We start from the raw sequence: 14,896 nt of genomic DNA, 5'->3' as shown, positions 1-14,896 counted from the left end.
ATGACTGATCAATTACAAGATGAGAATAAGCTGATTGCTGAACGTCGCGCGAAATTGGATAAGATCCGCGAAAACTGCAAGGCAAACGGCCACCCAAATGATTTCCGTCGCGATAGCCTAGCGGCAGATCTGCAGGCTAAATACGGCGAACTAAGCAAAGAAGAGCTTGCTGAAGCGGGTAACGTCGTCGCGATTGCTGGCCGTGTAATGGCTAAGCGTGGTCCTTTCCTAGCGATTCAAGACGTTTCTGGCCGTGTTCAGGCTTATGCCGACAAGAACGTTCAGAAAGAGCTGAAAGAAAAATACTCTGGCCTGGATATCGGTGACATCATCGGTGTTAAAGGTGCCCTGCACAAGTCAGGTAAAGGTGATCTTTACGTGAACATGGACGAGTACGAGCTGCTGACTAAAGCACTGCGTCCTCTACCAGAGAAATTCCATGGCCTGACTGATCAGGAAATGCGTTACCGCCAGCGTTACGTTGACCTTATCGTTAACGACGACTCGCGTAATGCGTTCATCATCCGCTCTAAGCTGGTTGCTGCTATCCGTAACTTCATGATGTCGAAAGGCTACCTTGAAGTTGAAACGCCTATGATGCACGTGATCCCTGGTGGTGCGACGGCACGCCCGTTTATCACCCGCCACAATGCGCTGGACATCGACATGTACCTGCGTGTGGCACCAGAGCTGTACCTAAAGCGTTTGGTTGTGGGCGGTTTTGATCGTGTGTTCGAAATCAACCGTAACTTCCGTAACGAAGGCCTATCGCCACGTCACAACCCAGAATTCACCATGATGGAATTCTACCAAGCTTATGCTGACTACAAAGATCTGATGGATCTGACTGAAGAGATGCTAAGTACGGTTGCGATGGATGTACTGGGTTCAACGGCTATGCCTTACGGTGATGAGACGGTTGAGTTCGGCGGTACATACACGCGTATGAGCATGTTCGAAGCGATCAAGCACTACAACCCGAACCATGAGCAAATCCAGGCACTGACAGAAGAAGATCTGCAGAACCGCGAGCTAATGGTCTCTATTGCCAAGTCTGTTCACGTTGAAGTGGAAGATTTCTGGACATGTGGTCAGCTGCTTGAGGAAATCTTCGGTGAAACGGCTGAGCCAAAACTGATCCAGCCAACCTTCATCACTGGCTACCCAGCGGACATCTCGCCATTGGCACGCCGTAGCGATGACAACCCGTTCTTCACAGACCGCTTTGAATTCTTCATCGGTGGCCGTGAAGTGGCAAACGGCTTCTCTGAGCTTAACGATGCAGAAGATCAAGACGCACGTTTCAAGGCGCAGGTAGAAGCAAAAGATGCCGGCGATGACGAAGCGATGTTCTACGATGCTGACTATATCACTGCGTTGGAGCACGGCCTTCCGCCAACAGCGGGCCAGGGTATCGGTATCGACCGTCTGGCAATGCTGTTCACCAATACTCACACGATCCGTGATGTCCTGCTGTTCCCGGCAATGCGCCCGCAGAACAACGACTAATCCACGCTGATAGTGAATGATGAAAGCCACCTCCGGGTGGCTTTTTTATTGGTGGGATATCCATTGCGATCGATTGGTTGCATTTTTGTGCTTCGTATGACGGAATGGCCATACTCTTTGATTTATAATCCACATTGAAAAAATCAACAAATATAAGGGATTATAATGAAATATCGAGTGGCGACGTTGGCTGTTGCAGGTTCTCTATTGGTGGGCTGTACCTCTTTGCAATTGGTACCCCCACCGAGTGAGTATCAGGGTAACCTCCCTGAAGTCTATAAGCAGGAGCTGGAGCAATTCAATACCCTGCCGAGCACGCCTTTTCGTGGGGGCGTGCAAACCTTCTATTTCGATAATGATACGTCATTATTGACGGTGATATTTCGCTTGCCCAACCCAAGGTGGTCGTGGAATTTGGGGCAACAGGAGTTCGAGCAGAAAGAGTTTCCCTCGGCCTGCGAGAAGCTAGGTCACGAAATTCAGCAAGGGCTGGGAGTCCGTTATTGGTTTTCTGGCGGAGGCGGTTTTTTGACGAATATTGTGACTAACGAGACGTGTCAGTCTCTTTCTTCTTAAGCCGTCATTTACTCGGATTGATCCAGTCATTCATCAGCAGCATTCTTCAAATGGCTTTTCTGAACAGGCTCAGGAAAGCCATTTTTTATGGTTTCCAATAATGAAATATGGTCACAAAATATTCATATAGTGAATTTTTGGGTGTGATGAAGGACACGTTTTCCGTAATTGATAATTTTGTATACAGAGCCATATCTCGCCAAACTTTATGCTATTGATGGTGTGAATAAGTTACCGTTTTGCATAGCTTTTGGTGTTTTATTTTGTTCTCTTGCTTCAATGTTAGTGATTAATAATGTGTTTCAATTGTAGGTAAATTGTAAAAAATGTTCTTTTAAGTTTGTAGTGGCTGTGTAAAATGACGCCCAATCTCGCGATGGACAGCGGGAATGGGAAGTAAACATAGTTTATAAAGCACAACAGACTGGAGATGGACGATGAAGAAATCGCTATCAGGAAAGATATTTACAGGCTTATTTGCCGGCCTGATCATCGGTACGGCAATACAGTACCTGTTTAACGGCGTGACTTTGATGGATACCTATGTGCTCGGCCTGGCAGAAGGTGCTGGCGGCATGTTTGTCTCGCTGATCAAGCTATTGGTTGTTCCTTTGGTATATGTCTCGATTGTTTGCGGCATTGTTGAGCTAAAAGACATTACCGCGTTTGGTCGCCTTGGTGGTAAAACCTTTGCCCTTTACATTATCAATACCATCATCGCCATCACCGCCGCCTTAACGGTTGGGATGATTTTCCAACCGGGCGCCGATGCCAATTTGGCCGGTACCGTGTCGGAAGCCGTTGAACTGACGACGACAGAAACCCCGGATATCTTCTCGCTGATTGTAAACATCGTACCGAGTAACCCGGTTCAGGCATTCGCCAATGGTGATATGTTGCAGATCATTTTCATGGCGATCCTTACTGGACTGGCTATTCAGGCGCTGGATACCCGTGGTGGCCCTGCCATTAAGACCTTCAAAATGGCCAATGAGATCATGATGAAGCTGGTTGGCCTGGTGATGAGCTTGGCACCATTTGGTGTGTTTGCCCTGATGATCCAACTGGGTGCGACATTGGATGCCAATACGCTAATGTCAGTAGCCGGCTATGTGGCCTTGGTTGTCTCGATGCTGGTGTTCTGGATTTTCTTCTTCTACCCAATGATGGTGAGCCTGACGACGGGTATCAAGCCGAGTGAGTTTTTACGCCATACCCGCGAGCAGGTCCTGTTTTCGCTATCAACTGCGAGCTCGAATGCGACCATTCCTGTGACGATGCGTACCCTGACTGACAAGATTGGTGTGTCTAAGTCTGTGGCTGGCTTTGGTGTCCCACTGGGTGCAACCATGAATATGTCTGGGGTCTCTATCTACATTGCCTTGGCGACCTTGTTTGTGGCCAATGCATTCGGCCAGCCAATCAACAGTGCTGATATCTTTACTCTTGGGCTGACTATCCTTCTACTCTCTATCGGTGCAGGTGGTGTACCGGGCGGTGGTGTGGTGATGGTGGGTGTATTGCTGCACCAACTAGGCTTGCCACCAGAAGGCTTGGCCATTATTGCTGCCGTTGACCGTATCAATGATATGTTCTGTACCAGCTCGAATGTCGTCGGTGATACAGCCGTCAACACCATAGTGGCTAAATCAGAAAATGAAATCGGTACCACTGAAGCCGGTGCTGAGCCACAGCCTGAGCGAGTTGCGGTGAGTTAACAATAGGGCTTTATGGGATGAAATATGAAAGCGCCTTCGGGCGCTTTTTTTATTTGCGTCTAAAATTTCTTCCAATCGTCAGACTTGGCTACAATTTTAATATTAAATTAATTGCGCATTAATTGAATCGTATTAGCTGGTTGGGTACAGACTATGTCTGAAATGGCACCTCAGCCAACAGGGTTGCTCTGGCCGAGAAGGTATCGTGGATGAAAAGAACAAAGGGAAACAGTTCTGTATTGGGGACATTGGTGATTTTAGGGGGGGGGACTCCGACCTGGATAAAGGTACTGGAGAAAGCGGGCTGGGCTTGCCATCGCTGTTACGATCTCCGTGCTGCCGAATCGCTGATGCTGGAAATTGGCCCCTGTATTGGTGTGGTCGATCTCACCCGGGATGATTTTAGCCTGCAAGGGGTGGCTGGGCTGGTCAATCGCAACAAGCAGGTACGCTGGCTGGCACTGGTTCAAGAGCGCCAACTTGGTCATGATTCTATTTGCCAGTTCATCGTTAACTTCTGTATCGATTACTTCACTGATCCGGTGCCTGAATCCCAGTTACTCAGTACTATCGGTCATCAGTTAGGTATGCTCCAACTGGAGCATCGAGTGTGGCCGCAACTGGGGGTTTTTGGTCAATCGGGTTTGCAAGGAGAGCAGGCGGCGATGAAAAAGCTTCGTCATCATGTAAAAAGGATTGCGATGGCAGATGTACCGGTTTTGGTCCAGGGAGAGATAGGCTCTGGCAAGGAACTGGTTGCCCAAGCCATCCACCAAGCATCGACCCGCGGTAAAGGCGCATTTGTCTGCGTGAAGTGTGAATCGTTAACGGCGAGCTGGATGACAGAACTTGTGGCCGGTAAGCCACCCGAGTGTTGCCTGGAAGCCGCTGATGGTGGAGTGCTGTTTCTTGACGAAATTACCCAGCTTGACCTGCAGCGCCAGCATGAATTGGTCCGCCTGCTGCAAGATGACACTTTTACCACGGAATCAGGCCGCAAAGTGGCGACGGATACCCGGGTGATAGTTTCAACCCGCTATTCACAAGAAGAGCTTTTGGAGTCTGGGCTGCTCAGTGAGGAGCTGTATTTTAGGCTCAATGCCCTGGGAGTGATGGTGCCCGCACTCCGTGATCGGGGTGAGGATATCGTGCTGCTGGCTGAGTTCTTTATGCTGAAATTTGCTCGTCAGTACAACAGCCCGGTCAAGCAACTGTCTCCGCAGGCCAGCCAGCTACTGGAGGGGTATTCCTGGCCTGGTAATGTCAGGGAGCTGATCGGTCATATCAAACGGGCAATCTTGCTGGCTGACGATAAGCTATTGGAAGCCGATCACCTTGATTTACCCAGAGTGATGGATGACAAGCAAAGCCTCAAGAAAATTCGAGCTGATTCGGAGCGCGGAGCGATATTGGCTGTACTGGAAAACAACAAGGGGCAGATTTCAGCCGCCGCCAGGGAGCTGGGGGTGTCGAGGGCGACCATGTACCGATTGCTCAACAAGCATGACTTGGTGCCACCGCCCAAGCACTTCCGTCAAAGCTGATACTGGTGGCATTGTCTGGTGCCCTGCATGATAACGGTGAATAATTCACCAATGGCCGGTAGTCTGAGCAAAAATGCAGAGTATTGTTGTTTTTATCGTCGCATTTTTAGTTAAGTGGTTGTTTTGCAGTCACGGGTTGTTACAATAAAGCCATATTTCACATCTTCATAACTTATTACCGGAGGAACTGATATGCCAACTACTGTCATGATGTCGCACACCTGTTCATTCGGTGATACCTGCATCAAACCAAATCATTAACGGCAATCCGCTGTGTAAATGGGCCGCGGATTTCTGTCGCGGCTAGTTAAGTTTTTACTTATGTTATCAGCCTGAACGGCAGGATCTGTGTCCCTCCAACTATCTGTAATCAATTTGGAGAGTACAATTATGCGCCAATCAGTTTATTTACGCCTTGCAGTCTTTCTTGTCCAACTCGATGTCAAACGCGAGGATGCCCAATGGCGGCGTGAACACCGCCGTGTTCAGGTCCACCTGCCATACCATCTCTCGGTTTATTTGCTGAAAGATATCGGCATTGATAAAGAGCATCGTATAGCCCCGCACTTGCTGAGCACACCAGCCAGTCGGAAAGTTCGCCATTTGAGACGGAAATACAAATCTAGACTCGTGACGTAATGCTTCCCCCCGTAACACGCTTGCGGGGGAGGAAAATATGACGAACTGTTAGCGACAGGTAGAGACCGTCATGGCTTGTAACATTTACCAACGCTTTGCGACGAATGCTCCCTAGAGCAAGGGCGGAAGCTTAGGTAAAGTAGCCAGGCATCAACAAAGGTGTCTACCTAAGTTGGTTGAGCTAATGTTTTTCGGCCCCCGTATTACGGGGGCTTTTTTTTGCCTGCTATTTACTTGAGCTGGCGCTTGATGGGGTTAGGTGGATCAAGGGCAGGGGTTGGAATACTGAATACCAACGTCCTGGAGATCTTGCAGTACCTCTTCGCTCAGTTCGACATCCAGGCTGTCGATGTTCTCGTTAAGTTGTTCGAGCGTGGTGGCGCCGATGATATTGCTGGCGACAAAAGGACGTTGGTTGACGAAGGCCAGTGCCATTTGGCTAGGGTTCAAGCCATGCTTGCGGGCTATATTGACATAGGCTTCGGTCGCGGCAATGCCTTGCGGCTTGAAGTAACGCGAAAAGCGCTCGAACAAGCTGCAGCGGGCTCCTTCCGGACGGGCACCATCGAGGTACTTACCACTGAGGGTGCCGAATGCGAGTGGTGAGTAAGCCAGTAGCTCGACCCCTTCATGGTGGCTGATCTCGGACAAGCCGACTTCGAAGCTACGGTTGAGCAGGTTGTAGGGATTTTGGATGGTGACTACCCGTGGCAAATTATGCTTTTCGGCTAGATGTAAAAATGACATGACGCCCCAGGGGGTTTCATTGGATAAGCCGATATAGCGGATTTTTCCGGCCCTGACCAGTTCGGCCAGCGCTTCCAGCGAGTCTGTCAGGGTAACGCCGGAATGATCGTCTTGGTATTGGTAGTTGAGTTGGCCGAAGCAGTTAGTCTCACGTTGTGGCCAGTGTAGCTGGTACAGATCGATATAGTCGGTTTGCAACCGGTTGAGGCTGGCTTCAACAGCGTCGTGGATATTGCGCCTGTCTAGAGCCATTTCCGGTCGGACATAGGGTAAATTGCGGGGCCCAGCCACCTTGGTGGCGAGGATCACCTTGTCGCGCTGGCCGGTTTTTTTTAGCCAGTTACCAATATAGGTTTCAGTGAGTCCTTGGGTTTGCGCGTTGGGCGGAACAGGGTACATCTCGGCGGTATCAATGAAGTTGATCCCGCGATCAAAGGCCAAATCTAGCTGGCTATGTGCCTCTTGTTCGTTGTTTTGCTCACCGAAGGTCATGGTGCCGAGGCAGATTTTGCTGACCTCAAGACTCGAGTGAGGGATCTTGTGGTATTTCATTCGCCCTCCTTGGGCTCAGCAGATGTTCTGTCTTCGACTATAGCGCGAGTTCAATAGTGTGAGAAGTCCCACAACACCTCGGCTCGCCGCTATCTTGACCTTGCCGGGTTAGGGATTGTGACCAATAGTTAGGTATTGCCGTGTCGGTAATGCTGAGCAACGCTGGGGGAGGCGCGATGAAGCTGTCACAACTGAAACACTGGACCAAAGCGGGAGGTGGGGCCATCCCTGCTTGTATTCTGACAAGTTATGCCGGCTGTTCTGACTACCTGCTTGAAGTGGAATACAAGCATCATCTCGAACCGCTCAAGACTGAGAGCGGGGACATGGTCAAGTTCCAGTCCATCGAACAGGTGAGGGAGCTGTTACGGCCGCTGGGGATCACCAGCGTGACGCTAAGGGTTATTGATCCCTATGATGAGTTCTCGCCTGACGGCCAGTTGAGCAACTGTCGGGAGGATATGACGATCGCACTTTAGGCCCCCTCTAGAGGATAAAGTACTTTTCCAGTAGGCTGGCGGTAAATTGGGTCTTCAGGTAGAACCCTCTTGGCAGGGTTTTGATTGGCTGGCCATTGGCGCCGTAGGCTTCGGTCAGCGCTTTTCTGTTGGCCGCTTTTGGTCGCAGTTGCAGCACTTCGCCGTGGCGTGCGGTGATCTGCTCGACTTGGCCGAGTACGATCATATCCATCAGCTCTTCCCAGTCCTGCCTGAGCTGCTGCTCTTCTTCTGGTGAAGGGCTCCACAACATCGGGGAGCCGACATGGCGATCGGCAAGGGGAATGTCCCGCTCTCCCTCAACCGGGACCCACAGAACTCGTGCCAGTTTGTGGCGTATATGGCTGTTTTCCCAGCTTAGGCCATGTAGTCCTATCAGTGGGGCAACACAGACGAAAGTTGTTTCCAGAGGTTTGCCGTGATAGCCCACCGGAATAGTCTTGAGCTCAATGCCAAGCTCGGCGAAATCAGGCACAGGCTTGCTACCAGCGCTGGCACCGAGGTGCCACTCCAACAGTTGTCCTACCCACCCCTTATCACGACGTAGATCTGGCGGGACGGCAATATTGGCGATCTGTGCCAGTTCACCGAGGGTCATTCCGGCGAGGGCGTTGGCACGTATCAAAAGTTCCTGTTCAGTCTTTGGGGTGGGTTGCATGACGTTTACCTTCTTTGTGGCTGGTGATCCTACCATAGCCGTCGTGGAGGATCCTATTACCCAGTTATCCACAGGGTTAACAGAAGAAAAACTTTATCCCACTCTGTCTGTGCATTTATACAGGTGTTGGTTGGTAATTTAATCAGTTGAGTGGTGCTTTTTTGAGTGGTTGGTGCTTTTTGATGTGGATAAAATGATGATTGGTTGATCTTTGACCGATCGCGATCAGGGATGAAAATGATCGAGTCATAAAGCGTGGTTAGAGATGGTTTTTTGATTTTTAATTCATGTTTATTAAGGTTTTTATTTGAATGTTGAGCCATGGTTTTTATTGGTTGGTGACTGTAAAGTAGGGATTGAGCCTCTGGATTGACGGCTTCTTCACAAATCTATCCACAGAAAACGTGTATAAATGTGGGCTATGTCTCATTGCGATGTTCATAAAGTATCCGGGCACTAAAAGTTATCCAGATAATGAGGCTTGGCTAGGAAAATAGACGGATAAATAACAATGTTTGTTTACCCATTGAGTTGTCTGTGAAAAAATCACTATTAATAGAGATTTAATTGAGGTCGTCCAGTGATTGATGGCGATGGGTACCGCCCTAATGTGGGTATTGTGATCTGTAATAGCCATGGCCAAGTATTCTGGGCTCGACGATATGGACAACATTCTTGGCAGTTTCCGCAAGGTGGGATTGATGAAGGGGAAACCCCAGAGCAAGCCATGTACCGGGAATTATACGAGGAAGTAGGGCTAACCAAGAAGGATGTACGAATTGTGGCGTCAAGCCGCCACTGGCTTCGTTACAAGTTACCCAAGCGCCTAGTGCGCTGGGATTCCAAGCCGGTTTGTATCGGGCAAAAGCAGAAATGGTTTCTGCTTAGTCTAGAGTGCGATGAGTCAAAGGTGAATATGCAACGTGGCAGTACGCCAGAGTTCGATGGTTGGCGCTGGGTCAGCTATTGGTATCCGGTGCGTCAGGTTGTGTCTTTCAAGCGAGATGTTTATCGCAGAGCATTAAAAGAATTTGCGGCCATAGCCATGCCTTTTAAAGAGCGCAAAGAACGAAAAAAGCGCCGGAGCAAGCGCGGCTAGGGTTGTTGGTAGGGAGCGGGGCGGATTATGCTGACGCAACTAAGAGAAATTGTTGAAAAGGTGGCGACGGCCCCGAGTCTGCTTGATGCCCTTGAACAACTGGTGATCAATACGTGCAAGGCGATGAAGACCGAGTGCTGCTCGGTATACATTGCTGATCACCAGCGCCAGCGCTTCACCTTGATGGCGACCAAGGGGCTTAAAAAGCCCCACCGCCATGTTGGCTTGCCTTTTGGTAAAGGGTTGGTTGGCTTGGTTGCTGACCGGGCTGAGCCAATCAATGTTGCCGATGCCCGGCACCATCCTCATTTCAAACATCTCCCCGGGATCGGGGAAGAATCCTTCAGTTCGTTTTTCGGTACGCCAATTATCCATCAGCGCCAAGTGCTTGGGGTGTTGGTGATCCAGCAGCGTGAACAGCGCGAGTTCGATGAAAGCGAAGAGTCCTTCATGGTCACGCTGGCCGCTCAGCTGGCAGTATTGCTTGCCCATGCCAAAGCGCAGGGAATGTGGCCGGATCAACATAACGGTTTGCACTTGGTGGGTTCGGCAGCGTCAACCGGGGTCGCAGTTGCCCGCGCCTGGTGGGATGATAACCAGCCGCGACTTGAGTTGGTGGCTCCGGCTTCTTGCTTGGACCGGGATGCAGAGCAAGAGCGCCTGAGTATCGCCATTGAACTGGCGAGTGCGGAATTTCGCCGGTTGCGCAAGCGTTTCGACAGCGAGCTGCACAAGGAAACGTTGGCGATTTTCGACTTGTTCAGTCACTTACTCAATGATCCTATGCTGCGCAAGGATCTGTTCCGTAAAATCGCTGGCGGGGACTTGGCTGAATGGGCGATCCGTCAGGTAGTGGAAAGCTATTCTGCCCGCTTTTCCAATATGGAAGATGTCTATCTCAAGGAGCGGGCGCAGGATATCCGCGAGCTTGGCCAGCGGCTGTTGTACTTTTTGGCAAACGAGAAAGCCGCTGAGCACACCTGGGAGGAGCCGGTGGTCTTGCTGACCCGTGAATTGACCGCGGCGATGCTGGCCAGTGTCCCGCGCGACAAGCTGGCAGCGGTGGTTTCCCAGGAAGGGGCCGCTAATTCCCATGCTGCGATCCTTTCCAGGGCTCTGGGGATCCCGGCGGTGATGGGGGTCGATTTCGTCCCGGAAAAAATTCACAACAGCCAAGTCATTGTCGATGGGTATCGTGGCGATCTACTGGTCAACCCCAACCGCCATGTATTGGCTGAATACCTACGCTTGCAGAAAGAAGAGCAGGAACTGGCCGAAGTCGTCGAGACCGGTTTGGACAAGCCTGCGGCGACGCTTGATGATGAACGTATCAATATTTTCCTCAATGCCGGCCTGAGTGCCGACACCAGTATAGCCGTTAACCGCGGCGTTGATGGTGTCGGTTTATACCGTACCGAGGTGCCTTTCCTGCTACAGCGCAGCTTTCCGTCGGAAGAAGAACAAACCCAGCAGTACCAGTCTATTCTCAAAACCTACGGCGGCAAGCCGGTGGTCATGCGAACCCTGGATATTGGCGGTGATAAACCGTTGCCTTACCTGGCCATTGAAGAGGACAACCCCTTTTTGGGCTGGCGCGGGATCCGTTTCACCCTCGACCATCCAGAGATTTTCCTGATTCAGGTGAGGGCGATGCTGAAAGCCAGTATCGGGCATGACAACATGGATATCCTGCTGCCGATGATCTCCGGTATTGCTGAGCTGGACGAATCGCTGGCCTTGATTGAACGGGCCTATACCGAGGTGGCAAAAACAGCGGCTGAGCAGGGGTATGTATTGCGCCGGCCACGGATCGGGATCATGATTGAAGTTCCCTCCATCCTTTACCAGTTGCCTGTCTTGAAAGGGCGGGTGGATTATATTTCGGTCGGTAGTAACGACTTAACTCAATATTTGTTAGCCGTTGACCGGAACAATTCACGGGTTGCCGGTGTCTATGATGCGCTGCACCCAGCCGTGATCCATGCACTCAAGCATATTGTCGACGTGAGTCAGCAGCTTGAACTGCCGGTCAGCGTATGTGGCGAGTTAGCCGGTGATCCGATTGGTGCCTTGTTGCTGGTGGGGATGGGCTATCGATCGCTCAGCATGAATACCCGTAACGTTGCGAAGATAAAATACATGTTGCGTCACGTATCGGTCAGTGACATGGAACAATTGGCGGATTTCGCTCTGTCGGCGACCTATGCCGACGAGGTAAGGCGTAACACCATTGAGTTTGTTGATGGCCATGGCTTGGGTGGATTCATTCGTGCCGGTAAGTAAATTCATCATTTTAGTTGGTTGGTAAAAGTCGTATGGCCGGCATGTTGTCTTTGTATGCAAACGAGTTGTGGGTGTTTGCTTGTTGTTTGGCTCTTGGGGGCGTGGTCGGGATTTTGGCGGGCCTACTAGGAATTGGTGGTGGCTTGCTGGTGGTACCGGCGCTGGTGTGGCTGTTGCCTCAGGCGGGTATTGATGCTGATTTGGTGATGCATATTGCCTTGGGGACATCGCTAGCCAGCATTGTGCTGACCTCGGGCTCGTCAGCGCGTAACCATTTTCGGCTCGGCAACGTGGATGTAGCCATAGTTCGAAGCCTAGCGCCGGGGGTCATTCTGGGAGGGCTGGGCGGCAGTTTTGTCGCTGAGTTAGTGCCTTCATCGATGTTGCCGAAGATCTTTGCCATTATTGTGTTATTGCTGGCAACCCAAATGCTGTTGTCGCTGCGTTTTAGCGGCCAGCGTGATTTGCCGGGCGGGATGGGGACATTCTGCTCTGGCGGGGTGATAGGAGTCGTGTCTAGCCTGGCCGGTATTGGTGGTGGTTCACTGACGGTCCCTTATCTGAATTGGCATGGGGTCGAAATGCGACGGGCGATCGGGTGCGCCTCCTTTTCTGGTGCCCTGATTGCGATTGCTGGCATGAGTGGGTTTGTGCTGGCGGGGGTCGGTGAGCAGACGCTGCCAGCCATGAGTTTGGGCTATGTGTACCTACCGGCCTTGTTGGGCATCGTGTTGGTCTCGATGCAAACGACACGCTTTGGTGCGGCTTGGGTGAGCCACTTACCGACACCGATACTTAAGAAAATATTTGCGGTTTTTTTACTGTTTATCAGTATCAAAATGTTTATGGGTTAATCATCATAGGTATATCGCCTGTGAGGAATAGAGATTGTTTAGATGAGCCAAGGTTTTTTTACGTTTCCGAATATTGATCCGGTGTTGATTGAAATCGGACCGTTAGCCATCCGCTGGTATGGCATGATGTATCTGTTGGGGTTTGTGTTTGCCATGTGGTTGGCTAATCGCCGGGCTGACAAGCCGGGCAGTGGCTGGACCCGTGATCAGGTCAGTGACTTGTTGTTTGCCGGTTTCCTCGGGGTCGTACTCGGTGGTCGTATCGGCTATGTACTGTTCTACAACTTCCCGTTGTTCCTTGATAATCCGCTTTACTTGTTCAAGGTCTGGACCGGCGGGATGTCTTTCCACGGTGGTTTGCTTGGTGTGATTGCAGCCATGTTCTGGTATGCCTACAAGAATAACCGAACCTTCTTCAACGTCGCTGACTTTATTGCACCACTGGTGCCATTCGGTCTAGGTGTCGGCCGCTTGGGTAATTTCATCAATGGTGAGCTGTGGGGCCGGGTTACCGACTCGCCGCTGGGTATGGTGTTCCCGACAGGTGGTCCGCTACCTCGCCACCCTTCGCAGCTGTATGAATTCTTCCTCGAAGGCTTGGTGCTGATGATCATCCTCAACGTGTTTATCCGTAAACCGCGACCGGCTGGAGCAGCCTCGGGCCTGTTCCTATTCGGCTACGGCAGCTTCCGTTTTATCGTTGAGTACTTCCGCGAGCCGGATGCGCATCTGGGCTTGTTTGGTGGCTGGATCAGTATGGGACAGATCCTGTCGTTGCCGATGGTGATTGGCGGGGCCGTGTTGATGCTGTGGGCTTACAAATATCAGCCGAAAGGCAAAACGGCTTAATTCGCACGTACACCAAGACAGGGCAGCCTTTGGGCTGCCCTTTTTTGTAATACCAATAAACGGAATAATTCGTGTAGAATTGGCCGCACTTTATTTGTTGAACTAGGGCCAGCGGAACCATGAAACAGTATCTCGCGCTTTGCCAGCGCATTGTGGACGAAGGAGTATGGGTTGAGAACGAGCGAACAGGCAAGCGTTGCCTGACGGTGATCAATGCCGACTTGAATTATGATGTAGCTAACAACCAGTTTCCGCTGATCACTACGCGCAAAAGCTTCTGGAAGGCCGCGATTGCCGAGATGTTGGGTTATATCCGTGGCTATGATAACGCCGCTGATTTTCGGGCTTTGGGTACCAAAACCTGGGATATGAACGCCAATGACAACGCCGCGTGGCAGGCCAATCCCCACCGTAAGGGTGAAGATGATATGGGCCGCGTCTACGGTGTACAGGGCCGTAGTTGGCAAAAACCCGACGGCAGCACTATCGACCAGCTGCGCAAGATTGTTGATAACCTGAGCAAGGGGATTGACGATCGCGGTGAGATCCTGACCTTCTATAACCCAGGCGAGTTTGATATGGGGTGCCTGCGTCCGTGTATGCATACCCACACGTTTTCTTTGCTGGGTGATACCCTGCACCTCACCAGTTACCAACGTTCTTGCGACGTGCCGCTGGGGTTGAACTTCAACCAGATCCAGGTCTTCGCCCTATTGGCGATTGTTGCCCAGATCACTGGCCACAAACCGGGCCAGGCTTACCATAAAATCGTCAATGCTCACATTTATGAAGATCAGCTGGAGCTAATGCGTGACGTCCAGCTTAAGCGTGAGCCGTTCCCATCGCCGCAGCTGAAGATCAATCCAGACATCAAGTCGCTGGAAGATCTCGAGACTTGGGTCACCATGGATGACTTCGAAGTCGTTGGCTACCAGCACCACGACCCAATCAAGTACCCTTTTTCTGTATAAAAGTATTTCTCCCGGTAACAAGGTGTTGTTGCTGAAATAACTTTTACCCCTTAAAAGCCCCTTTTGGGGCTTTTTTTATACCTCAGGTCGGGAAACAAAATACAAACACAGGCGTATTTTTGCTTGCATAAGATTGACCGAAACAGTCAACGTTACTAACAAGTATGGCAATGCAAACCACTAGGCTGAACGCTCCTCAACCGTACGGAGGTAGCATATCGATGGTATTTAGTAGTTACCCTGTGGAAGTGGTGTTTAGAGCTGTTAGCGAGCGGCTGAGTTATTTTAAGGGATGGTAGAAGTTGGGGGAGATGGTATTGCAGTGGATAGGAATACAGGAAAAGGCTAAAAAGGGATAACAAAAAACCCCGCCGGAGCGGGGTTTTACAAAGTGGGACAA

At 50.8% G+C, this 14,896-nt stretch carries 13 protein-coding genes; 11 read left to right on the top strand and 2 right to left on the bottom strand.

The window, feature by feature from the left end; translation table 11 throughout:
* The 5 genes from lysS to L4D79_RS22775 all read left to right on the top strand — a co-directional run bounded on the left by lysS (position 1) and on the right by L4D79_RS22775 (position 5,986).
* A complete protein-coding gene (gene lysS, locus L4D79_RS22795) occupies positions 1-1,509 on the top strand; it encodes a lysine--tRNA ligase (protein ID WP_428654716.1) in 1,509 nt (502 codons plus the stop codon).
* 165 nt (positions 1,510-1,674) lie between these two features.
* A complete protein-coding gene (locus tag L4D79_RS22790; RefSeq protein WP_428654714.1) occupies positions 1,675-2,085 on the top strand; it encodes a hypothetical protein in 411 nt (136 codons plus the stop codon).
* A 437-nt stretch (positions 2,086-2,522) separates the two neighbouring features.
* A complete protein-coding gene (locus tag L4D79_RS22785; RefSeq protein WP_428654712.1) occupies positions 2,523-3,803 on the top strand; it encodes a dicarboxylate/amino acid:cation symporter in 1,281 nt (426 codons plus the stop codon).
* A 209-nt stretch (positions 3,804-4,012) separates the two neighbouring features.
* Complete coding sequence (locus tag L4D79_RS22780) at positions 4,013-5,347, top strand: sigma-54-dependent transcriptional regulator (RefSeq protein WP_428654709.1); 1,335 nt, start codon at positions 4,013-4,015, stop codon at positions 5,345-5,347.
* A 390-nt stretch (positions 5,348-5,737) separates the two neighbouring features.
* Positions 5,738-5,986 carry a hypothetical protein gene (locus L4D79_RS22775; protein ID WP_428654707.1) on the top strand — a complete coding sequence of 83 codons (249 nt, stop codon included), beginning with the start codon at positions 5,738-5,740 and terminating at the stop codon, positions 5,984-5,986.
* Positions 5,987-6,250: 264 nt separating this feature from the next.
* On the opposite strand, the gene L4D79_RS22770 is transcribed toward L4D79_RS22775, so the two are convergent.
* Positions 6,251-7,285: an NADP(H)-dependent aldo-keto reductase gene (locus L4D79_RS22770; RefSeq protein WP_428654705.1), complete on the bottom strand. Its 1,035-nt coding sequence runs from the start codon at positions 7,283-7,285 to the stop codon at positions 6,251-6,253.
* A gap of 176 nt (positions 7,286-7,461) precedes the next feature.
* Here L4D79_RS22770 and L4D79_RS22765 point away from each other — a divergent pair, with 176 nt between their 5' ends.
* A complete protein-coding gene (locus L4D79_RS22765) occupies positions 7,462-7,764 on the top strand; it encodes a DUF6482 family protein (RefSeq protein WP_428654702.1) in 303 nt (100 codons plus the stop codon).
* A gap of 7 nt (positions 7,765-7,771) precedes the next feature.
* On the opposite strand, the gene mutH is transcribed toward L4D79_RS22765, so the two are convergent.
* On the bottom strand, positions 7,772-8,440 hold the full coding sequence (gene mutH, locus L4D79_RS22760) for a DNA mismatch repair endonuclease MutH (protein ID WP_428654699.1): 669 nt from the start codon (positions 8,438-8,440) through the stop codon (positions 7,772-7,774).
* Positions 8,441-9,020: 580 nt separating this feature from the next.
* On the opposite strand from mutH, the gene rppH reads away from it, so the two are divergent.
* From rppH to L4D79_RS22735, 5 genes are all read left to right on the top strand, one after another.
* Complete coding sequence (rppH, locus tag L4D79_RS22755; protein WP_428654697.1) at positions 9,021-9,539, top strand: RNA pyrophosphohydrolase; 519 nt, start codon at positions 9,021-9,023, stop codon at positions 9,537-9,539.
* Between the two features lie 27 nt (positions 9,540-9,566).
* Positions 9,567-11,822: a phosphoenolpyruvate--protein phosphotransferase gene (gene ptsP / locus L4D79_RS22750; RefSeq protein ID WP_428654695.1), complete on the top strand. Its 2,256-nt coding sequence runs from the start codon at positions 9,567-9,569 to the stop codon at positions 11,820-11,822.
* Positions 11,823-11,854: 32 nt separating this feature from the next.
* Positions 11,855-12,676 carry a sulfite exporter TauE/SafE family protein gene (locus L4D79_RS22745; RefSeq protein ID WP_428654693.1) on the top strand — a complete coding sequence of 274 codons (822 nt, stop codon included), beginning with the start codon at positions 11,855-11,857 and terminating at the stop codon, positions 12,674-12,676.
* A gap of 42 nt (positions 12,677-12,718) precedes the next feature.
* Complete coding sequence (lgt, locus tag L4D79_RS22740; protein ID WP_428654690.1) at positions 12,719-13,525, top strand: prolipoprotein diacylglyceryl transferase; 807 nt, start codon at positions 12,719-12,721, stop codon at positions 13,523-13,525.
* Between the two features lie 119 nt (positions 13,526-13,644).
* Positions 13,645-14,496, top strand: coding sequence for a thymidylate synthase (locus L4D79_RS22735; protein ID WP_428654688.1), 852 nt, complete (start codon positions 13,645-13,647; stop codon positions 14,494-14,496).
* Positions 14,497-14,896 lie beyond the last annotated feature (400 nt).

Origin of the sequence: Photobacterium satsumensis (genome assembly GCF_050336935.1) — a bacterium.
Classification (GTDB): Bacteria; Pseudomonadota; Gammaproteobacteria; order Enterobacterales; family Vibrionaceae; genus Photobacterium; species Photobacterium satsumensis.
Note: the sequence above shows the minus strand (reverse complement) of the source record. Positions and strands in the feature narration are given on the sequence as shown.